The 22677-nt window shown below is 37.0% G+C and carries 18 protein-coding genes and 1 tRNA gene; 3 read left to right on the forward strand and 16 right to left on the reverse strand.

Annotated elements, in window-relative coordinates; genetic code table 11:
- Positions 1-5: 5 nt before the first annotated feature.
- Complete coding sequence (locus FVB9532_RS16895; protein ID WP_150546365.1) at positions 6-950, forward strand: NADP-dependent oxidoreductase; 945 nt, start codon at positions 6-8, stop codon at positions 948-950.
- A gap of 121 nt (positions 951-1071) precedes the next feature.
- Here the strand turns inward: FVB9532_RS16895 and FVB9532_RS16900 are convergent, their stop codons facing one another.
- The 6 genes from FVB9532_RS16900 to FVB9532_RS16925 all read right to left on the reverse strand — a co-directional run bounded on the left by FVB9532_RS16900 (position 1072) and on the right by FVB9532_RS16925 (position 9472).
- The gene (locus FVB9532_RS16900; RefSeq protein WP_150546366.1) at positions 1072-1911 is read right to left on the reverse strand and encodes a phospholipase A; all 840 of its coding nucleotides are present in this window, start codon (positions 1909-1911) and stop codon (positions 1072-1074) included.
- A gap of 66 nt (positions 1912-1977) precedes the next feature.
- On the reverse strand, positions 1978-3234 hold the full coding sequence (locus FVB9532_RS16905; protein ID WP_150546367.1) for a TolC family protein: 1257 nt from the start codon (positions 3232-3234) through the stop codon (positions 1978-1980).
- 55 nt (positions 3235-3289) lie between these two features.
- A complete protein-coding gene (locus FVB9532_RS16910) occupies positions 3290-6409 on the reverse strand; it encodes an efflux RND transporter permease subunit (protein ID WP_150546368.1) in 3120 nt (1039 codons plus the stop codon).
- An 11-nt stretch (positions 6410-6420) separates the two neighbouring features.
- Complete coding sequence (locus FVB9532_RS16915) at positions 6421-7476, reverse strand: efflux RND transporter periplasmic adaptor subunit (protein ID WP_150546369.1); 1056 nt, start codon at positions 7474-7476, stop codon at positions 6421-6423.
- Between the two features lie 30 nt (positions 7477-7506).
- On the reverse strand, positions 7507-8127 hold the full coding sequence (locus tag FVB9532_RS16920) for a TetR/AcrR family transcriptional regulator (RefSeq protein WP_228482381.1): 621 nt from the start codon (positions 8125-8127) through the stop codon (positions 7507-7509).
- Between the two features lie 337 nt (positions 8128-8464).
- The gene (locus tag FVB9532_RS16925) at positions 8465-9472 is read right to left on the reverse strand and encodes a M28 family metallopeptidase (RefSeq protein ID WP_150546370.1); all 1008 of its coding nucleotides are present in this window, start codon (positions 9470-9472) and stop codon (positions 8465-8467) included.
- 156 nt (positions 9473-9628) lie between these two features.
- On the opposite strand from FVB9532_RS16925, the gene FVB9532_RS16930 reads away from it, so the two are divergent.
- A tRNA-Ser gene (locus FVB9532_RS16930) sits at positions 9629-9713 on the forward strand.
- A gap of 478 nt (positions 9714-10191) precedes the next feature.
- Here FVB9532_RS16930 and FVB9532_RS19945 read toward each other — a convergent pair.
- A complete protein-coding gene (locus tag FVB9532_RS19945; protein WP_262714412.1) occupies positions 10192-10326 on the reverse strand; it encodes a hypothetical protein in 135 nt (44 codons plus the stop codon).
- Between the two features lie 298 nt (positions 10327-10624).
- Between FVB9532_RS19945 and wrbA the strand changes: the two genes are divergently transcribed.
- Positions 10625-11221: an NAD(P)H:quinone oxidoreductase type IV gene (gene wrbA / locus FVB9532_RS16935; RefSeq protein ID WP_150546371.1), complete on the forward strand. Its 597-nt coding sequence runs from the start codon at positions 10625-10627 to the stop codon at positions 11219-11221.
- Positions 11222-11289: 68 nt separating this feature from the next.
- On the opposite strand, the gene FVB9532_RS16940 is transcribed toward wrbA, so the two are convergent.
- From FVB9532_RS16940 to thrA, 9 genes are all read right to left on the reverse strand, one after another.
- The gene (locus FVB9532_RS16940) at positions 11290-12003 is read right to left on the reverse strand and encodes a YebC/PmpR family DNA-binding transcriptional regulator (RefSeq protein ID WP_150546372.1); all 714 of its coding nucleotides are present in this window, start codon (positions 12001-12003) and stop codon (positions 11290-11292) included.
- Positions 12004-12044: 41 nt separating this feature from the next.
- Positions 12045-13085: an LIC11966 family surface protein gene (locus FVB9532_RS16945; protein ID WP_150546373.1), complete on the reverse strand. Its 1041-nt coding sequence runs from the start codon at positions 13083-13085 to the stop codon at positions 12045-12047.
- 4 nt (positions 13086-13089) lie between these two features.
- Positions 13090-15141 carry a carboxy terminal-processing peptidase gene (locus FVB9532_RS16950; protein WP_150546374.1) on the reverse strand — a complete coding sequence of 684 codons (2052 nt, stop codon included), beginning with the start codon at positions 15139-15141 and terminating at the stop codon, positions 13090-13092.
- A gap of 43 nt (positions 15142-15184) precedes the next feature.
- Positions 15185-15472, reverse strand: a complete 288-nt coding sequence (locus FVB9532_RS16955) for a 4a-hydroxytetrahydrobiopterin dehydratase (RefSeq protein ID WP_150546375.1) — start codon at positions 15470-15472, stop codon at positions 15185-15187.
- A 78-nt stretch (positions 15473-15550) separates the two neighbouring features.
- Positions 15551-16375: a sugar nucleotide-binding protein gene (locus tag FVB9532_RS16960; protein ID WP_150546399.1), complete on the reverse strand. Its 825-nt coding sequence runs from the start codon at positions 16373-16375 to the stop codon at positions 15551-15553.
- A gap of 99 nt (positions 16376-16474) precedes the next feature.
- A complete protein-coding gene (gene gcvT / locus FVB9532_RS16965; RefSeq protein ID WP_150546376.1) occupies positions 16475-17560 on the reverse strand; it encodes a glycine cleavage system aminomethyltransferase GcvT in 1086 nt (361 codons plus the stop codon).
- 137 nt (positions 17561-17697) lie between these two features.
- On the reverse strand, positions 17698-18990 hold the full coding sequence (gene thrC / locus FVB9532_RS16970; protein WP_150546377.1) for a threonine synthase: 1293 nt from the start codon (positions 18988-18990) through the stop codon (positions 17698-17700).
- Positions 18991-19139: 149 nt separating this feature from the next.
- Positions 19140-20063, reverse strand: a complete 924-nt coding sequence (locus tag FVB9532_RS16975; protein ID WP_150546378.1) for a homoserine kinase — start codon at positions 20061-20063, stop codon at positions 19140-19142.
- A 3-nt stretch (positions 20064-20066) separates the two neighbouring features.
- On the reverse strand, positions 20067-22514 hold the full coding sequence (gene thrA / locus FVB9532_RS16980; protein WP_150546379.1) for a bifunctional aspartate kinase/homoserine dehydrogenase I: 2448 nt from the start codon (positions 22512-22514) through the stop codon (positions 20067-20069).
- Positions 22515-22677 lie beyond the last annotated feature (163 nt).

Here is a 22677-nt window from a genome sequence, read left to right on the forward strand (position 1 = left end):
AGCATATGAAAGCGATTATATTGAAAGAATTTGGCGGTGTAGAAAATCTGGAAGTTCAAGAAATACCAATACCTAGGATATCAGAAAATGAAGTATTAGTTAAAGTAAAAGCATTTAGTGTAAATCCTGTAGATGTAAAAACAAGAAAGGGGGAGGCATTAGCAGCTTCGTTGAGAAATGAAAAACCCATTATTTTAGGTTGGGATATTTCAGGAATTATTGTTGAAACAGGAAAAAATATAACCTCATTAAAACTTAATGATGAAGTTTTTGGGATGGTAAATTTTGTAGGACACGGAAAAGCCTACGCAGAATACATAGTCGTTTCTGTAGCGCATTTAGCGTTAAAGCCTAAGAATATTTCGCACGCGGAAGCTGCCGCAAGTACTTTAGCGGCATTAACAGCGTGGCAAGCCTTTTCTTTTTTTGGCAAATTAAGAAAAGAAGATAAAGTTTTAATCCACGCAGCGGCAGGAGGGGTAGGACATTTTGCGGTTCAGATGGCTAAACACCTAGGAGCATTTGTAATAGGAACATCATCTGCAAAAAACAAGGAATTTGTGTTGGGTTGGGGTGCCGATAAGCATATTGATTACAAGAACCAGCAATTTGAAAACGAACTAAGTAATATTGATTTTGTTTTAGAAACGATAGGGCACAAGAATTTCAAAAAGTCGGTAAGTGTACTTCGAGAAGAAGGAACAATTGTAAATTTACCTTCAGGATTAACAAAAGAAGACGAAAAAGCAGCTGAACAAAAAAAGCTGAATACTTGTTTTTTTATGTCAGTTTACTCAAACGGCGATGATATGAAAATCATAGCAGATCTATTGGAAAGAAAAATTATTCGTCCTCATATCTATAAAATCTATGGTTTTAATAAAGTTAGAGAAGCGCATTTACAAGTGGAAACAGGAACAACTAGAGGCAAAGTAGTAGTAGAAATATAGTACGAAAGCACAGCACCAATAACTATTATGCAAGTCTTTGCCCCTTACTTTTTGCTTTATACTCTTTCACGGACTTTGAGAGTGCAAATTTGATAAGAGTGTGCGGTTAGGATAGGCAAAACTACCTAAAAAAAGAAAACTCATTGGTTTTGATCACATAACCTACACGAATCATACTTTTTGATTCTTTATAATTGAGCAGGCCTTCTGCCTGTCCTACATAATACTCCAGCATCAGGTATTGGTTAGAACGGTTTTGTTTAAAAGGATTAAAGTATATACGCGTTCTTATACTGCCTTTTGCATCAAAGTTTAGTCCCTTTCGCATTCTGAGGGTTAGATACAGTTTGTTGGGTTTCCATTCGTGCTCCAGGTTGATCTCCCCAAGGCCGGTATAGTCTAAGAGGTCCCGGTTTCCGTCTTTATAGGCAAAAGGAGCCCACAGCTCAAAACTTCCCCGGGTATTCTTAGCAATCTTTGTGATATAAGAAAAGGTTATTCGGTTCCAGCTTCGGGAGTAAATACTGTCCCGTCCGTTTGATTCATGCTCCAGAGAGACAGTTCCCAGACCTCTTAACCGATCTTTCTTGTCAAAAATGGGTTTTCCCCAAGTGATAGAAGGATTGAAATTGATGTCTTTAAAGGGAAAAGAATCTTCATAGATGTTCCAAAAAGCTTTTTGGGTATACGTCAGAAACAAGTACGTATCCCAGGGCAATTGATCCCGGGTGATCATCTGTTTAAAACTGATCTGGTATTTCGCATCGGCACTACTTGAGTTGATTGCTGTATTGGTAGGAATCCCGGTGACAAAATAATTGTCCTTATGGATGGAGAAATAGGGAAGTTTTTGAATAGAATCTTTAAACTGTTCTCGCGTTATGGTTTGTGCTTCAACGCGGGATACGCCAATAACGATAAAGCTTGCAAAAGCTAGAAAGACTGATTTTTTTAGTTTCATAGTACAGGTTATTAGAAGCTGTTATCCTAACGTGGTGCAATTTAGTACTCCACCTTTGTATTCGTATTATAAATTATCGGTTATGAACAGATACTTCGATTCTGCTATTCTGTAATTGGCATACGCATTGGCGTATTCAGCCTCAGCAGCTTCTTTTTGTTGTTGGGCATCTAAGAGATCAGAAAGATTGTTAAGTCCGCTGTTGTAATTATCCCGTTGTACCTTTAGGTTCTCATTGGCATAGTTCCTATTATCTTTCGCATAGGTAATCTGCTTATAAGCATCCATCAGGTCGTACCAGGATTTCATGATCCCTATAGTAAGTTGGTTTTTGCGATCTTCAAAATTATTTTGAACAATTTTTTCTTCCAGCGCTTTTTGCTTTACTTTTTGGCGACCGGCACCCCACCAATCGGATATGGGGATGCTCACCATCCCAAAAGCAATCGGCATAAATTGACTGTCAAAAGCATTGTTAAACGACCCAAAATAACCCGCATTAACCCCCACTGAAACCTGAGGGAGCAAGTCGGCTTTGGTAAGTTCAGACTGCAATTGGGATGCGGTAATCGATTTTTCAAGCAGCCTGTAATTTGCGTTGTCCTGCAAATCGAGATCAGGTCTGGCGTACGTAAGCTGAGGTGGGTTGACCCGCTGTAAGGTATCGGTGACGACGGTGGTTGTATCGTAGACTTTACCCACATACAAGCCCAGGTCTAGCAATGCCAGTTTACGCATATTGCCCAGTTTGCTTTGTTGTAAAAGTACACGGCTGCGATTGGTTCGTACACGTAGCAATTGATTTTTAGCGATAAGTCCGGCAGATAAGAGGTCTTGTTGTTGTTTTAATAATTCATCCAGATAAATCTTACTGGCCTGAATAGATTTGAGTTGCTCTTGCACCTGAACCAGTTGCCAGTACTTTTGCGCTGTATTCAATACAACCGAATCTACAGCCTGCTCAGCCTGAATGCTTCGGGTTTCAGCCAGAAGGCGTGCTAAATTATTGGCATTTCTAACTTTTCCGCCGGCATAAATCGCTTCTGTCGCCATGGCACCGGCCTGATAAAAATTATCAATGCCATTGGGTAACAGTTGAGGTATAGGCGGTATAAATTCCTTAAACCCGTAAACGCCAATTCCCGTGGCGCTAATCTGAGGGAAATAATTAGCAAGAGCTTCGCGTTTGGCTGCTTCCGCTTGTTCTATTCTTATTTTTCCGTTTTTGATAGCCTTGCTGTAGGACAATGCGGCTTGCTTAACTTCTTCTAAATTCAGTTTTTGCTGTGCAAGTAAGTTTCCGCAGGACAAAAAACTCAGCATACACCAGATTACAAGGGGTATGCGCTTAGGTATTTGCATCTTTTTCATACTCGTTTTAGGCGTTTGCATTAGTGTGTTGTGTTTCTTCTTGTTCCGTTTCCTCGTTCCTAAAGAACAACCAGTAGAGTACCGGTAAAACAAATAGGGTGAGTACCATAGACAGCATTAAACCAAAGGCGATAACCGTACCTAAGGGTCCCCATAACGTGGACCTGCTGATGATCATAGGGGTAACCCCAACGGCAGCAGCAGAAGAGGTAAGGAAAATAGGACGCATTCTCCGTTTGGCAGCGTGTGCCGCAGCTTCGTATACCGAATGCCCGTGATGGATGCGCAGTTCATTGGCAAAATCGATTAAAATAATACCGTTTCGTACCACGATACCACACAAGGCCAACAGCCCTAAGAAGGAAGTAAATCCAAAAGGATACTGCATCAAGATCAATCCTAAAGCTGCGCCAAATATGCTGAGGGGCATCGTTATAAAACTCAATACGGCCTGTTTGAATTCCCTAAAATGCCACAGCAGGATCAAGAAAATGATAAGGACGCTTATGGATAGGGAAATCCCCATAGGAACCAGGTTTTCCTCGCTCATTTCATATTCTCCTCCATAGCCTACTGTAATGCTATCGGGTAGGTTAAGTGCTTCGATTTTAGGACGAAGCTTACCCAATACTTCATTGGCTACGGCACCTTTTTCAATATCTACACGTACCGTTAAGCAGCGCATTCCGTTACGCCTTACAATTTGTTCCTGTTCCCAACTTGGGGTTACTTCGGCTACTTGACGTAGCGGTACCACTTTACCGGTTGCAGGTGATATAATCGATAATTCCCTAAGGCTGGAAACAGATTGATCTTTATGATCTTCAGCCTTAATTTTCACGTTAATCGCATAATCGCCGTCCCAAACCTGTGTGGCATTCAAGCCTTCCATATTCATAGCTATGGTATTGGCAATGGCTTCACGGGTGAGTCCTATACGAGAAGCTTCTTCTTCATTAACATCAATAGCAACGGTGTGCTGCATTTCGCCATAATTGGTTCTGGACCAAATGGTCTGGGGTGTTTCCCGTGACAGGTCAATGATTTGATTTCCGTAGTTTTTTAAGGTGTCGATATCATCACCAAAAAGGCGCACTTCTATCTGTGCCGGTTTGGCGATCAGATTGAGTTGTTTCATCCGTAAATAGGCATTGGTGAATAGTTCTGAATATTTTTTATCATATTCGATCAACACTTCTTCCGTTGCATCGTCTGAAGTAGTGGTCACCAAAATTTGCGCATAGTTCTTAGCCGGCAGATTAGGCGCATATACCACATGGAACCGCGGCGAACTTGTGCCTATAAAACTGGTGTAGTTTTCAATACGATCGTCTTTGGCTAAAACCTTCTCAAATTCTTTTACCACTTTTTCGGTTTCTGCAAGACTGCTGTTTTTAGACAGGTAAACTTCAATCGCAAACTGATTGCGTTCAATTACCGGAAACAATTCTTGCGACAGCTTTGAGAAGAGAACGATACCCACAACTATAGATAGTAGGCCAACTAATACAGTCATTTTATAGTGCTTCATGGCGCTTTCTACACTTTTGTCAAAAAAGAGCTGTAACCTTTCTAACATCGATTTTTTTTGCTTCTTTTCTTCTTCCTTTTGGTTGTGATGCAATCCTCTTTTTATAAATAGGGTATTGAAGAAAGGCACTAAGAGTACAGAAATGGTAAGCGAAAGAAATAATGCCAGCATTATGGTGTAGGGAAACGTGCTTAAAAAGTCTTTGGCGGTTCCCGACATAAAAAATACCAAAGGCAGGAAGGTGGCCGATATGGCCAAAGTGGCCGTAAATACCGATGGAAAAAGTTCTTTGGCACTGTTGAAAGCCGCCTCCCATACCGACTGGCCTTCATCCAGTTTCTCCACGTGGTTGTCTATCACCACAATGGGGTCGTCTACCACAATACCCAGTACGATAATCAGGGCCGCTAAGGTCACAGTATTAAGCTCCATCCCCAACATATACATCAAGGCAAGAGTAGCAAGTATGGTGATGGGAATGGTGGCTGCGGCAACCGAAGCTACGCGAAAGGGCAGTAGCAGGAGCGTTACAATAATCACACCCATTAAGGCAAAGCCAAATTCTTCAAGGAAATGGCTTATGGAGTGTTGTACCACCTCGGGTTGATTCGCGATTTTTGTGATTTGAATATCCTGCGGAAGTTGGGTTTTAAACGCATCGAGTTGATCATTTATTCGGTCTCCAAATTGTACAATATTGTTGCCGGAAGCCATCTCAAGCGTAATGATCATCGCTTTGGTTCCATTAGCTGTAATAAAAGAGTCCGGATCGTCGTATTCCCTTTTTACCCGAGCGATGTCTTTGATGCGGATCACACTACCATCCCGTTCGGTCTTTACAATGTGATTGGCTATATCGGTAACATTTTTAAGGAACACATCCATATTTATAGGGCGGTCAAAAGTAGGGGATTCTAAAGTTCCGTTTGGCCGTATGGTACCTTGCGTTTGCAGGCTTTGCATTAAAGTTGCCGGACTAATACCGTATTGTGCCAATTTGTTTTGGTCTACATAAACCGCAATTTGCTCGGTAAGTCCCCCAGAGTGGCTAATCTTTGCCATCCCTTTAACCTGGCGCAGTTGATCTTCGATTTCTTCTACGTGTTTTTGCAGGTCTTTATATGGTCTGGTTTTAGACTCTACAGCGAGGATCATCGCGGCCGTACTTCCAAAATCACTATTCACTATAATCCCCTTAACGCCGGGAGGAACACTACGCTGCTGAAAGATCAGCAGGTCGTTTTTAAGCTTGTTCCAAAATTGTTGGGTTTCATTGCTGCCCACACGGTTGGCGACCTCTATATAAATATACATTTCCCCATCGCGCGAGTAGGAATACGTCTTTTCTTTGTCCACTTCATTGTAGCTGAACAAGAATTTTTCAACTTTAGCGGTAAGTTGCTCTTCCACTTCCTGTGAATTTGCACCGGGATAATACCCAATGACCAATCCTTGTCTAATGGTAAACTCAGGAAATTCGTTACGGGGCATATTGAAAAGCCCTAACAAGCCAATCAACACAAATACAAAAGCCAATGCCAGCGGAAAGGCTTTGTTTTTCATGGCCCATTCTATCATAGAACCTTGTTTTTTCATAAAATAGGGACTTAGTGTTTGTTTGAAATGCGCACCGGAGTACCTTCAGTGAGCTTATGATAACCCGAAATAATAAGCTTATCGCCCTGCTGTAAACCTGCAGTGATACCGATGCCGTTGTTGTATAAGCTTCCGGTTTTTACAAGGCGGCGTTCTGCTTTGTTTTGGCTATTGACCACATACACAAAATGCTTATTGTCATCGGTTACCGATACGGTTTCTACCGGTATGATGAAGCGGGAAGAAGTTGCTTCTGAAGCATGTTCAGGTTCAGGAAGCATTACCGTACAGGCCATACCGGGCTTGATTTTCTTATCGGCATTGGTAATGGTGATTTTTGCCGTATAGCTTGGCGTGTTGTAGTCAGACTGTATGGCTATTTCGGTGATTTCACCTGTGTACTCGGTATCTAAGACCTCTATTTTTACAAGGGCTGTATCTCCTATTTGATACTGGTTTACCTGATCATCTGAAATGGGGATGATGGCTTTAAGCTTATCGATATCAAAAAATTCTACGATAGGATGCCCCGGTGAGGCCAAATCTCCGGTTTCCATCATTTTCTGCCCCACATAACCCGTAAAGGGTGCGGTAATACGGCTAAATTTCACGTTTTGATAGCTGGCTTGTGCGGCGGCTTCTGCCTGTTTGTAATTGGAGCGGGCTTCTACCATTTTGACTTCAGCAATACTTCCTTTATTATACACGTCCTCGATGCGGTTGTAAGTATCTTTAGCCAAATCTGCCTGTGCCTTTCGGGCTTCATACTGTTTTTGATAGGCTGTCGCATCTATTCGGGCGATAAGACTTCCTTGTTGTACAAAATCCCCCATATTCACCGGAAATTGTTCAATAACTCCGCCTACCTGAAAGCTGAGCCGCACACTTTTATCGGCCTCAATCCTACCGGTGGCTGCATAAGAAGTGGTATTATTTGAATCAGGGCTGCCCAGGGTTAAGGTTTTTACCGCAATTGGGGGGATTTCCCGGGTTTTGTCTTCGTTTTTACAACTTTGAAGCGTTAGCATTGCGAAGCACATCAAAAGAAGGGGATAAAACTGGCGCATATTGATTTTAGTTTTAAGGATGATTGTAGATTAATTTTTTAAACCTTTTATAAGAACGCTTATAAGCCATTGGAGCCGAACGGGCATATTTTCGATGGTGCCATAAAGGAGCATTTCTTTTTCTAAACTGCTTAAGGCAGTTACCATAGTCATAGCTAAAAATTGAGTTTCTTCGGGACTGATCGCTGTGATTTCCTTTTTGTCCAGTGCCCAGTTCAGCATATTTTCGAAAATAGCGGTTTCTATATGTCTTAACTTCCTGAATATATAATAGGCGAGGTTGATGTTCTGGCGAATGTCTTCCAGCAGAAAGGTGTATGCTGTGGTTTTACTGATGAGACTTTTCAGTTTAAACTCATTGTAAAGCTTTAAGTTTTCTTCCAGGCTTTGCGAGGCTTGGATGGCCGTCTTAGCCGGTTCAATAATCGAAAGGTATTCTAACTCGGCCACGTGTTCAAAAACCTCATACTTGTTTTTAAAGTAGTAGTAGAGCGTACTTCGTCCTTTATTGGCTGCTTTTGCGATATCATCCATCGTCACTTTTTCAAAGCCCAATTCTTTAAAAGCAGCTGTAGAAGACTGTATGATGTGTTGCTTGACTAAGGCTTCTTTCATTCGACAAAAAGTATTGTTTTGTTTAATTTTAGACAAAAATAGGGTTTTTGTCTAAAATAAATTCGAAATAAGAAAAATTTATAAAACCTTTAAGGATAATCTTCTACCTGAGTAAATGAAAATAGGAGTAAGTATTCGAATAATTATATCCGTACAGAGGAATAGGGGATAAGGCAAGTTTATTTGATAATGAAAATTTTTTTTACTTTTCTTATTAATTGGTTGATGGTTTTTGTTTTAGTGTTGACTACAATACAAAAGCCTTTACAGAAATGTAAAGGCTTTTGTAATTCAAGTAATGATTGAATATTTAGCGAATTCAAAATATAATAAACCGCTGTTTTTATAAAATAATACTTAATAAATACCTAAGCTATTCAGTTTTATCTACTACTAGACGTTCGTCGCGATTGGCAACCTCCCAAGCGGTATAAAAAATAAGTTTTGCCCGGCGTGCCATTAAATCATATTCAATTTTATCAGGCGTATCCGTAGGTTGGTGGTAGTCTTCGTGTGTTCCATTAAAGTAGAAAATTACCGGGATATTGTGTTTTGCAAAGTTATAGTGGTCACTTCGGTAATAAAAACGGTTGGGGTCGTTATCTTCGTTGTAGGTATAATCTAAATCGAACTGGGTGTATTTGTTGTTTATTTCTTCTGATAGTTCGTGTAAATCTGTACTCAACTTATCACTTCCTATCAAATAAATATAATTGGGGTTGTCTTTGTGCACAGGGTCAATACGTCCAATCATATCTGTATTAAGATCGGTAACCGTATTTTCTAAGGGAAAAATAGGGTTTTTGGTATAATAATCAGAACCTAACAATCCTTTTTCCTCACCGGTAACGTGCAGGAACAAAATAGAACGTCTAGGGCGGTAACCATCTTTAACTGCATCTTTAAAAGCTTCGGCAATTTCTAATATTGAAACAGTACCTGAGCCATCATCATCGGCTCCATTGTAAATATTACCTTCAGCATCCATCCCTACGTGGTCGTAATGGGCCGAAATTACCACAATCTGATCAGGAAATTCACTTCCTTCTATGTAAGCGACTACATTTTCAGAGTCGTTGTATTTGTTGTTAAAAAAACTGGAAGGAATATCTTGAAAATAATCATCTCCTCCTAAGGGTGAAGCAATCTTCATTTTTTGATATTCGTCTTTTAAATAGTTTGCCGCTTTTTTCTGTCCGGGTTTTCCGGTATCTCTACCTTGAAATTCATCTGAAGCAAAGGTATAAAGGTGGTCTTTTAATTCAGATGCCGTTATGGTATTGGCATATTTCTCCGGATTTACTTCTTTAATAGACTTTTTAGGTGTTTTACATGAAAAGGCTAGGGTTAAAGCCGAAAGGAATAAAATTTTTTTTATCATTATTGTGGACTTAATCGTTTGGTTGCCAATATATCAAAAAAAGCAGAAATCACTTGTCATAAAAAAGCTAAAAAATACTGCATGTTTGTTTTTGAGAATTGAAAAAAGCTGTTATATTTGCATCCGCATTCAGGAAATACCTGATGAGACACTCAAGGAGAAATGGCAGAGTGGTCGAATGCACCGGTCTTGAAAACCGGCGAGGGTCACACCTCCGGGGGTTCGAATCCCTCTTTCTCCGCAATCAAGCGCAAGGCTTGAAATACAAAAACCGCCAAGTTTACTTGAGCGGTTTTTCTTTTTTAAAGACTTAGGCATTTGCAAAATGCCGTAAGGGGGGATGTTGGAACAAAATCCCTCTTTCTCCCGCTTAGAGCAAAGCTCGATTTCTGTACAGAAATCGAGCTTTTGTTTTTTGGAGCCTTAAAATTTATAGACTTTTGTAGGATTAAGCCTAAATGTTTATCAATCCTAATAGTTGTGGTTGGCCAAAAATTGTAGTTAATCTATATAGAAAGTATTCTACATTTTTTACTCTCCTAAATTGAATCCTAAAAACGCTATTATTTTTACATTGAAGGATTCTGTTGCTGCATTTGTATAGATCAGAATAATTAAAAACTAGAGGAGAGTTATAATGATATATTCACTGAAGAAGGGAAATGTCTATGACTGCCTATTTTTAAAATATTTGTAGCCATACAACAGATAATTTTACTTTAAATAGAAACTTGATCTGCATAAATTTCTATTTCATCTAATTGAAAATAGATTTGTTTAGCCTTTCCTAGTTCTTCTTCGTACTTAAACAGAGTTTCTTTTAAAACCTGCCTATCTTCAGTGGGAAGTTTCATAGTAAGAAGATGATTATTACGGTAAATTTCATTTTGTAAATACCTAATTCTATCTTCTAATAGCTTTCTAAAATATAGTTTCATTACTTGCTAAATACATTATGTTTTTAAAATAAGCGGAAATTTAATTATAAGTTTTCTGGCGGTGTTTTTTTTTCGATATTCTACCTAATAACTCGATTAATATTTTATTATCTTAAATAGATCTTGAAGTCTATAACAATAAATTATAAAAACTTTAAAATTTGTTTCTGCTTTTAGAGATAGAATTGAAGTATATTCATCATAAAAAAATTTCATGGAAGATTTAAAACTAGCTATTATTTATTATAGCGCAACAGGAACAAATTATCAACTAGCTAAAGAAGCAGAAACAGCCGCTAAAGATTTAGGCTTAGAAAACATACGCTTTAGAAGGGTAGAGGAGACTGTACCTGAAGAAGTAATAAAACAAAACGAAGATTGGTTAGAACATTACCATAAAACCAAGGAAATAGAAACTGCAAGTGTTGATGATTTAGATTGGGCAGATGCTATTATTTTTAGTTTCCCGACCCGTTATGGAGATTCCCCTTCACAGTTTAAAAGTTTAATCGATTCTACCGGAGGACTTTGGCAGAATGGAAAATTAGTGAATAAAGTAGTAAGCGGTATGACGAGTGCTGCCAATCCGCACGGCGGACAGGAAGGAACATTACTTTCTTTATATAAAACAATGATGCATTGGGGAGCTATTGTTGCTGCTCCAGGATATTCTGATCCTGTGATTTTTGAAACCGGAGGAAACCCTTATGGTTTTAGTATGGTTGGAGGAAGCGACTTAGGAGGAAAACAAAAGCAAGCTATTGCAGCACAGGTAAAAAGAACCTTAAAAATTGCTGAAAAATTAAAATAGAATGAAGCTTTAAAAACAAAAAGAGCGTTGAAAAACGCTCTTTTTTTTATTATAATAGATATTTAATTTTATTCTTCTTCCATGGTGTGAAAAACATTTTGAACATCGTCGTCTTCTTCAATCTTTTCAATTAGTTTTTCCACATCTTCCTTTTGCTCTTCATCGAGTTTTTTGGTAGTAGTAGGGATTCTATCAAATCCGGAAGAAAGTATTTCTATATTTCTGTCTTCCAGTTCTTTTTGTATAGCTCCAAAACTTTCAAAAGGAGCATAAATATGAATACCATCTTCATCTTCAAAAACTTCTTCGGCACCAAAATCGATAAATTCAAGTTCTAATTCTTCAGGATCGATTCCTTCTGCATTGATCCTGAAATTACAAGTATGATCAAACATGAATTCTACCGAACCGGAAGTTCCTAAGTTACCATTGCATTTATTGAAATAAGATCTAATGTTGGCCACGGTTCTAGTATTGTTATCGGTAGCGGTTTCTACCAAAATAGCAATTCCATGAGGAGCGTAACCTTCAAAAAGTACTTCTTTATAATCCCCTTGGTTTTTATCACTAGCTCTTTTTATCGCACGTTCAATATTATCTTTAGGCATGTTTACAGACTTAGCATTCTGTATAACTGCTCTTAAACGTGCATTAGCATCAGGATCGGGACCGCCTTCTTTAACGGCCATTACAATATCTTTTCCTATTCTTGTAAAGGCTTTAGACATAGCTGCCCACCTTTTCATTTTTCGCGCTTTGCGGAATTCAAAAGCTCTTCCCATCTTAAAATTTTAAAATAATTGCGAATTTACAAAAAAAGACCTTAATCGTTAGGGATATGTTTATCCAAATATTGGTCGGTAGTTTGGTTAATCTGCGTAATGTATTTTTGTCTTTTTTGGTTTAACAAATTATTGGTGTTGTTATACTCATTCACGCCTTTATTCATCTCCTTTACCTTGTTGTTGTAGGCATCTACCATTTCTTTGGTGCGCTTTTTCTTTGGCGTATTATCTAAATTCTTTTTGATGGTTTCAAAATCTTCATTTACAATTAAGAAATTAGTTAAGGTAGGGACGTGTTTAGTTACTTCTTCCAAATAAAATTCCAACGCTTTTTTAGTTGAATTAATTAGTGCACGGTCATTTTTATAAGCGGTAAGTGTGTCTAATTGGGCTAAACCTTCTTCTGCGGATGATTTTAAAGCATTAGCCGATTGCTGAATAGCGCTCACATCTCCAGTCGCTAAAGCTTCCATCAAATAAGACTCGTTCATATTGGATTTAAAGAAAATAAGATAAGTATCGTTATAATGACTAAATACTTCCCCCGAGATACGCATTTTTTTACCTAAATCGGATTCTTGTTCGTTGATCGTAATGTCATATTTTTCAGCATATTGGTTAAAATACTTCTCATAATCTTTTTGCGTTTCTTCCATTTTCTGGTCAGCCATTTCCTGTGCTAACATATAAGCCTCCATTTTGTCATAAGATTGTTGTGCTACTGCTTTCATATCTACAACTTTATCATACTCATTATTCATGAGGCTTTTGTTCACTTGTAGGTTATTGATGATTTTCTCCTTAAAATCATTTTCTTCATTATAGCTATCGGCTTTTTTGATTTTCTCAATCGATTCTTCCATCATTTCCACCAATTTTTCACGTCTTCGTTCTATGTTACGATCACTTTTTCCGTGAGCAATGGCTTTGGTATATTTCCACATTTGTTTCGTTAATTCCTGGTATTCTCCACTAATAAAATCTAAATACTCTACAGGTTGATCAAATGTTTGTGAGTTAGCTTTAAAGCTGAAAAAAGGTAAAGCTAGAACTAAGGCGAGTGTAAAAAGTTGTTTCATTTGTTTAGTTATTTAATAAATCGGTTATAATCAAAAAAGCTTCTTCTATGTAAATATCTTCGGCGATAGATTGAACTATTTTTTCGTTTAATTCTTTATCGTCTTTATTGAAAATTAATATGTTTTTAGTGGAAGAGGTATTTTCTACAGAAAAATCAGGTTTTTCTGTTTTTACTTCAGAAAACTCATTCAGCAGGTGTTGAAAAGCTTCCACATCTTTATAAATATTTTCTACCGTTAAAGCGTATTCGGTTTCTTTAGTTAAGTATTCCGACTTAAATTTTCCATTTAACTTTTTAACTTTATCAAAAGTTTGGTTGGAGTTGATTCTATTTGCACTCTTTTCTTTTAATGGGGAAGTATTAATTTTCTTCAGTTTTAAAGGTTGTAGTGTAACCTCTACAGAATCGCTATTTAAGGCATAGGGCAGAAAGCGCTCTCCTCTTTCTATATCATCATAAATACTAGGTAAAATAATGTCTGGTTGAATACCTTTAAATTGATGTGTGGTCCCATTAATTCCATAGAATTTCTGAATGGTAATTTTACTAAAGCCTAATTTTTCGTTTTCATCTAAAGGAAAAATACTTTGCACGGTAGATTTTCCAAAAGTAGGAGAACCTACTACAATTGCACGATGATAATCTTGCATAGCACCAGCAAAAAGCTCTGAAGCCGAAGCACTAAATTGGTTGACCAAAATAAGAATAGGTTTGTCCAAAACTTTTCCGCGATAAGGATCACGAAGGGTAGAAACACGACCTTTATGGGTTTTTACAATTGAGATAGGTCCTTTATCAATAAACATTCCCGAAAGTGTAATTGCTTCTTTCATCGATCCGCCACCATTATTTCTTAAATCTAAAATGAGGCCGTCAATATTTTCTTGCTGAAGTTTAAAAATTTCCTTGGCAACATCATTGGCCACTCCTAAACCATTTGGAGATTCTAAATCGGTATAAAAACTAGGAATTTTTAAATAACCTATACGTTTATTTTCATTATTTAAAGTATAGGCCCGAGTTGAATTTTCTTCAACCTTTATAACTGTTTTAGTAAGTTTTACGGTTTTAATGGGCCCGTTTTTCTTTTTAACTTTAAAAGTGGTTTGGTGGTGATTTTCATTGTTCATAAAGTTAATCACCTCTTGATTAGAGACGCAAGAAACCAGCAGTTCGTCATTTTGGCTAAGTAGATTTTTAAGGATATCTCCTTCTTCCAACTCACTATTTTTAAAAGCCGAACTTCCCGGCACAATTTGCGCTATTTCTATTTCTCCCTCCTTATTTTTGGTGGTGTAAATGCCAAACGTAGCTTGGTTACTGGAAATATAGGTTTCAAAACTTACTTTATCACTTCTGTCTAAATAAGTGGTATGCGGATCTTGGTAATTTGCAAAAGCATTTAAAAACTGTTTTTCAACAAATTTTTGAATCCCTCCAAACTGATTAGTGGTCTCACTAAGCAAGCATAGCTGTTGGTCTATGAGTTTATTTTTTAATTCTTGCCCTTCTTCCTTTAAAGTCTTTTCTACTTGAGTCAATAAACTATCTTCTTCTGTTAAGTTAGCAATAAGCTCATAGCTAATCTTCTTTTTCCAATAAGTAGTTTGTGAATCTTTATTTTTAGAGTAGTGATGTTTCTCTTTTGGTGAAAAAGAAAGCTTTAAATTTCCGCTAAAGTCTAATGGTACTGTTCTTAGAGCTTCTAATGATTTTTGAGCATGAGCTATACTTTTTTCCAGCTCAACTACATATTTATTTAAAAAAGAACAATCATTTGCTTTTAAGTAATCATCTAGTTGGAGGTAATCTTGTTCTTTAAATTTATTGACTTGTTCTTGATTGAACAGGCGTTTATTTTCATCTAAGTTTTCTAAAAAAAGATGAAAAACTGCTGTAGATAAGCTGTCATCAATAGGTTTTGCTTGGTAATGAAGTTCATCTACAAGTAGAGAAAGCGCTTCCATTTCCTTACAAAATGCTTCATTTTTTTGTCCATAATTTGAAAAGCTAAAGACAAAAACGAAGAAAAAGAAAAGAATATTTTTTAGCATTTAGCCAAATAACTAACTTTTGGGAATAAATGCAAATATTACTTTATTGAATTTGAATTAAGTCTTCAATGGTTTTAGCCATTTTAAAATCTTTTTCGGTAACTCCACCGGCATCGTGGGTAGATAGTGTAATACTTAAAGTGTTGTAAACATTCGTCCATTCTGGGTGATGTTGTTGTGCTTCAGCTTCAAAAGCAATTCGCGTCATAATGCTGAATGTTTCTTTAAAATCTTCAAATTCAAATTTAGTCTGAATGGAATTTTCGTGGAATTCCCAACCTTCCAGTTTCTCCAGTTTTTTGTTGATTTCGGTATCGCTCAATTTTTCCATAACTATTGTTTTTTGCTGAAGTTATAAAAATTAAGTATTAATTTTTCTCAAGAGACTAAATTTAGTACAAGCTTAACATCAACTAATTAACGAATCTTTTACCACATCTTGAATGGTCAATTGAAGGTTTTTCGGTAGTAAATTATCTTTTGGGAGTAAAGCTAAAAACCGATCTTCATTAGAGTCATAAACACTTTTAAATAAAGGATTTTCAAGTTGAAGTTCTTTGCAAATATCATCAATTAGATCACTATGATGTACTAAATCTGTACTGCCCAAATGGAAAACCCCTTCTAATTCCCGGTTAATAATGTAGTGCATTTGCTGTGTAAATTTAGCAATACTAGTAGCATTAGTAACTACATTAGGGAAAACCTCTATAGCTTCATTTAAATCGTGTAGTATTTTTAATTCTTCCACTCGGGGAGATTTCGCTCCATAAACCATCGGTAATCGCGCAATCACGTATTTTTCGTTGGGTAAACGTAAAAGTGCATTTTCAATTTTTATTTTAAATTTCCCGTACACGCTTAACGATAATGTTTTGTCGTATTCGTAAGAAGGGTAATTGGTAAACGCATCAAAAACATTGGCAGAAGAAAGAAATATAAGTTTACTATCGTGTGAGAGAATGTAATTGATGGCTTCAAAATGAGCATAAATTTGAGCTTCAAATTCTCCACGCATCGCAGAAATAATTAAATCGGGCTTTAAGCTTTTCAATAAAATTTCCAAAGACTCTGTTTCAGAATCCCACTGATGGAATTTTTTATTTCTATCGTAAAAATTATTACCGGTGCGGTAGGTGGCATGTACATTAAAATAGGGCAGGAGCTCTTTGTAAAGTGAATTGCCCAGAAAGCCACTTCCGCCTAGGATTAATATTTTCTTCGAATTTTTGATAAACTTGAGATTTGTTGTATAAACGGTAAAAAAAGAAAAACTAGTGCCAAAAACAATTGAAAATGTCTTCAACACTAGTTAAAATTTATTTTGAATGAATTATCCTTTCTTGTAAAAAGGTGGTTTAACTACGCGTGCAGGAATCGATTTTTTTCTGATTTGAATAAAAATTTCTGTTTCAGGTTTACTAAATTCAGTTTTTACATAACCCATTCCAATCGCTTTGCCTGTAGAAGGCGATTGTGTACCTGAAGTAACTACACCAATTTCTTTACCTTCAGCATCGGCAATCACGTAATCTTTTCTAGGAATACCTCGCTCGGTCAATTCAAAACCAACCAATTTGCGTTTTGGTCCTTCTTCTTTTTCTTTTTTAAGATTTTCAGAATTGATAAAATCCTTGGTGAATTTGGTAATCCAACCCAATCCTGCTTCAATAGGAGAGGTGGTATCATCAATATCATTTCCGTAAAGGCAGAATCCCATTTCTAAACGAAGCGTATCACGAGCAGCAAGTCCAATGGGTTTTATACCAAAATCTGCTCCGGCTTCCAATACTTTTTTCCATACCTGTTCAGCAAATTCATTTTTCACATAAATCTCAAATCCACCACTTCCAGTATAACCGGTAGCTGAAATAATAGTATGCTCTGCACCGGCAAAATCACCAATTTTAAAATTGTAAAATTTAATTTCGGCTAAGTTGATATCGGTTAAAGCTTGCATGGCTTCCACAGCTTTGGGACCTTGAATGGCCAATAAAGAATAATCGTCAGATACATCTTTTAAATCGGCATTCATCGTGTTGTGTTGATAAATCCAGTTCCAGTCTTTATCGATGTTGGATGCATTGACGACCAATAAATACTTTTCTTCGTTCATTCGGTAGATAATTAAATCATCTACAATTCCTCCATCTGCATTTGGCATGCAAGTATATTGTGCTTTTCCATCTACTAATTTGGAAGCATCGTTAGAAGAAATTTTCTGTATGAGCGCTAAAGCTTCCGGTCCGGAAACTAAAAATTCTCCCATATGTGAAACATCAAAAACCCCTAGTTTTTCACGTACGGTTTCGTGTTCAATAGTTACTCCTTCGTAAGAAACCGGCATATTATAGCCCGCAAACGGAACCATTTTAGCACCAAGTTCTTCGTGTATATGTGTAAGTTGCGTATTCTTCATGACCGCGTTTTATAATTTTTGGCAAAATTATCAAAAAATAAAGAGTAGCGATAAGAAGTTTTAAAATAATATTGCATAAACACTAATATTTTTGAGAATTTTTAAATGCTATCATTGATATCAAGTTTTATTGTCTTTTATTTTTTGAGAAATCTCTTTAGTTCCTCATAATTTTTAATACCAAAACTTTTCTTTTCTTTATCGATTACTTCTTTGATTTGTTCTGGAATATCAATTTTTACGGGAAGTGTTTTTTCAACGATATCTAAAAACTTTACGGGGTGAGCCGTTTCTAAAAAAACACCTACACTATCGGGAAATTCATCCTTTACTTTTTGCCAACCTAAATATCCCACAGCGCCGTGTGGATCGGCAATGTAATCGCAATTGCTGTAGATTTCTTTCATTGCTTTTTTGGTTTCCTCGTCGGTAAAACTAAAGGAAGCAAAATATTCTTTTAAAGCTTTAATATCGTTATTGAATAATTGCTGAATCCTTATAAAGTTGCTGGGATTCCCTACATCCATCGCATTCGAAATAGTAGCGGTTGAAGCTTTGGCTTCGTAAGTGCCTGTTTGTAAAAACTGCGGAACGGTATCGTTCACATTGGTGGCGGCAACAAAAAACTCTATGGGTAAACCTAAACTTTTGGCTAATATACCGGCGCAAATATTTCCGAAATTTCCACTGGGAACAGAGAAAACCAATTTTTTATTGAGAGGTTTTAGTTGTTTGTATGCAAAAAAATAATAGAACATTTGTGGTAACCAACGCGCCACATTTATAGAGTTGGCCGATGTTAAATGGAGTTCTTTTAATTCTTCATCTAAAAAGGCTTTTTTTACCATGGCTTGGCAATCGTCAAAAGTTCCGTCAACTTCTAGAGCGGTAATGTTTTGACCTAAAGTAGTCAGTTGTTTTTCTTGAATATCAGAAACTTTTCCACTTGGGTATAAAATGATAACTTCTACACCTTCAACGCCTAAAAAACCATTAGCTACTGCACCTCCGGTATCACCGGAAGTGGCTACCAAAACCCTGATTTTCTGATTTTTTTTATTTCTGTTGAAATAACCTAAACAACGAGCCATAAAACGAGCACCAACATCTTTAAAAGCCATGGTGGGGCCGTGAAAAAGTTCTAAGGAATAAGTTCGTTCATCGAGTTTTACCAATGGAAAATCAAACCTCAACGTTTCTTCTACAATTTTTCGTAATTCTTTCTTCGGAATAGATTCGTTTACAAACTGCCGGATTACTTCATAAGCAATTTGTTCGTTGCTCATAAACTCTATGGTTTCAAGCATTAATTTATCGAGTGGAATTAGACTTTCCGGAAAATATAAACCTTTGTCAGGAGCAATTCCTTGGACGGTAGCTTGCTCAAAATTTACAATTGGAGCTTTATGGTTTAAACTGAAATAATTCATTTTGTTTAATTTTTAGATTTAGGACTTAAGTACTAGTGCTGTTACGTCATTCCGAACTTGGTCTGGAATATCATTCTCAAGATGCACTATTAAAAAACGAGCCTGTCTGCTGTACTTGCAGGTTCAGCGTGACATTTTTTAGTTGACAACTATAGTACTTTAATGCCTTCACAATTTATTTTTGAAACGTGAACATCATAATCTACCTCAAATTTACGATAAACATCTGCCATAGCAGAAGCGATTTCTTTTGCGGTTGATTTGGATTTGCTTAAAGCGAAAATGGATGGACCTGAACCGGAAATTCCACTCCCCAAAGCTCCGTGAGCCAAGGCTGTTGCTTTTACTTCATCAAAACCAGGGATGAGTACGCTGCGTAATGGTTCTATAATCTCATCATGTAAACACCGGGATAGTAAATCGTAATCGTTGGTGTATAAAGCACTAATTAAACCGCCTAAATTTCCCCATTGTGTAATCGCATTTTTTAAGGAAACCGAATGTTTTAAAACCGAACGGGCATCAGCAGTTTTTACTTCTAACTGCGGATGAATTACAGTGGCCATCAGTTCTGCCGGAACCGGAAGCCTAATCACATCAAGAGGATTATAACTTCTTACCAGCGTAAAACCGCCCAAAAGGGCAGGAGCCACATTATCGGCATGCAATGCACCACTAGCTAAAAATTCACCTTGCATTGCGAAGAGAATAAGTTCTTTTGCTGAAAAAGGTTGACCGAGTAATTGATTAATACCAAAAACAGCTCCGGCGGCACTAGCTGCACTACTTCCAATTCCACTACCGGGTTTGATGTTTTTGTAGATTTCAATTTCAAAACCGGCATGGAGTTCTTTTAATTCATTCAGCAAAGCTAAACCTGCAACTCCAGCTACATTTTTTTGATTTTCAAGAGGTAAATCCTGACCTACAATTTTAGTAATTTGAATGCCGGGAGAAGACGATTTTCGAATAATCATCTCATCGCCGGGTTGTTCTAGGCAAAGTCCCAATACATCGAAACCACAGGAAACATTTGCAATGGTAGCCGGACAAAATAGTTTAATTTCTTCCATAACTTAATAATTTCCTATTCGTATGATATCGGCAAAAATTCCTGAAGCGGTAACATCGGCTCCGGCACCCGCTCCTTTAATAATGAGTGGTTGTTCTACGTATCTTTCTGTATAAAATAAAACGATATTGTCTTTTCCTTCTAAATTGTAAAAAGGATGTTGCTGCGGAATTTCTTCCAGTCCTACACTTGCTTTTCCGTTATCAAATTGAGCTACGTATTTGAGTCGACTGTTGTGTTGCTTTGCACTTTCAAATAATTGATTAAAATGATCTTTGTGTGTAGCTAAACTTGTAAAGAAATCTTCTACAGTTTTCGTTTGGAGGCATTCTTCCGGTAAAAAAGATTGGTTTTGAATATCGTCTAATTCTAGTTGATAACCGCTTTCTCGAGCAAGAATTAGTATTTTGCGCATGACATCAATTCCACTTAAATCTATTTTTGGGTCAGGTTCGGTATAGCCTTCCTCTTGCGCTTGTTTAACTACGTCTACAAACTCATGGTTTTCATCAAAATTATTGAATACAAAATTTAAACTTCCTGAAAGAACTGCTTGGATTTTAGTGACTTTATCACCGGAAGCAATCAAGTTTTTAAGCGTATCGATGATAGGTAATCCCGCTCCTACATTGGTTTCAAATAAAAATGGAGCGTTATATTCCCTTGAGAGTTGTTTTAATTCTGCATAATTTTCATAAGCAGAAGAACTGGCCACTTTATTGCAAGTAACTACAGAAATACTATTTTTTAAATAGTTGGCATAAGACATTGCAATCACCTCATTTGCTGTATTATCTACAAAAATACTATTGCGTAAATTCATTGCTTTTACCTTTTCAAAGAATAATTCTTTATCGGCTTTTTCGCCCTTAGTTAAATTTTCTTCCCAATTTTTGAGGGATATTCCATCTTCTTGAAAATACATTTTTCGAGAGTTGGAAAGGGCTATTACTCGAACATTCAATTTAAAATTTTGTTTTAAAAATTTCTTTTGTTGTTGAATTTGCTTGAGGAATTTAGCACCTACATTTCCAACACCCATCACAAAAAGATTGAGTTGTTTTATGTTTTCTTCAAAAAAGCGTTCGTGTAAGGTATTTAAAGCTTTTTTTACATCTTCCTTTTTGATGACTGCAGAAATATTCCGTTCTGATGCTCCTTGTGCAATTACCCGAATATTTACATTGTTTTTACCCAAGGCGCTGAACATTTTTCCGCTTAGGCCTTGATGACTTTTCATATTATCGCCGACCAGTGCAATGATGGCTTGATGATCTTCAACAATTACCGGTTGAATTCGATGTAGTGAAATTTCGTAGGCAAAAGATTGGTCAAGTGCTTCTTTGGCTTTTGCAGCATCTTCAGAGGCTACAGCCACGCAAATACTGTGTTCTGAAGAAGCTTGAGTAATAAGGACGACACTAATTTCATTTACCGAAAGTACTTCGAAAAAACGTTTAGAAATGCCTGGTACTCCTACCATTCCCGGGCCTTCAAGGGAAAGCAAAGAGATATTTTCAATATGACTTATTCCGCGAACTGGTCGGTTTTTACCATTGGTGTTTTTAGTAATCAGCGTTCCTTTTTCAGCAGGCAAAAACGTATTTTTGATATGAATAGGGATTTCTTTTGCTAAAACCGGCTGTATGGTTGGTGGGTACAATACTTTTGCTCCAAAATGAGAAAGCTCCATCGCCTCTTGATACGAGATTTCTTCAATTGCTACGGCTTGTTTTACCAATCTGGGATTAGCGGTAAACATTCCACTAACATCAGTCCAAATTTCTAAGACTTCAGCATCTAAAGCGGCAGCAACAATCGCAGCGGTATAATCTGAACCGCCACGTCCTAAAGTAGTGGAGTCGCCAGCTAGGGAAGAAGCCACAAAGCCCGGCATTAAGTAAACTTGTGTTTCTGTTTCTGTAATATTTTCGGTTAAATTTTTCTCAGTGATTTCAAAATTCACCAAAGCCCGTCCAAATTGTGTATTGGTTTTTATAAGTTCTCTACTGTCTTTGTAGGCACACGAAATTCCTTCAGCAGTAAAATAACTGTGAATGATTTTTGAAGAAAGAATTTCCCCATAACCTAAAATTTTATCGAGTAGTTTTGGCGTGGTTTCACCAATTAAAAATGCACCTTCTAACAAGGTTTCTAAAATATTGAGTTCCCGCTTTAAAAAGCTCATTACAGAACTTTGTTGTTGTACGGGAATAAGTTTTTTAACGACTTCTAAGTGCTTCTTTTCAATTAATTGAAAAGTTTCCTGATAGGCTTCCTTTTGCTGACTTGCTAAAAAAACCGAGTCTAGTAGTAAATCGGTTACGCCTCCAAGGGCAGAAACCACTACACATAAGTAGTTCGAAGATGATTCTTTTTGAACTATATTTTTAACTAGTTGAATGTTTTCTGCATTAGCTACAGAAGTCCCTCCAAATTTGAGAACTTTCATGAATTTTGCTTTTTGGTGAAATTGAAATTTTTGTTTGGTTTGTTAAAACAAACCAATAGAACCTGAAAATGATATGAATTAATTAAACCCCAAAAGGGGTAATGGTAGAGGTAGAAATAGCAATAATGCCCGAAGTAGAAATTTGGGTGAATATTAAAGATAT

Source organism: Mesonia oceanica (assembly GCF_902499555.1).
GTDB classification, from domain to species: domain Bacteria; phylum Bacteroidota; class Bacteroidia; order Flavobacteriales; family Flavobacteriaceae; genus Mesonia; species Mesonia oceanica.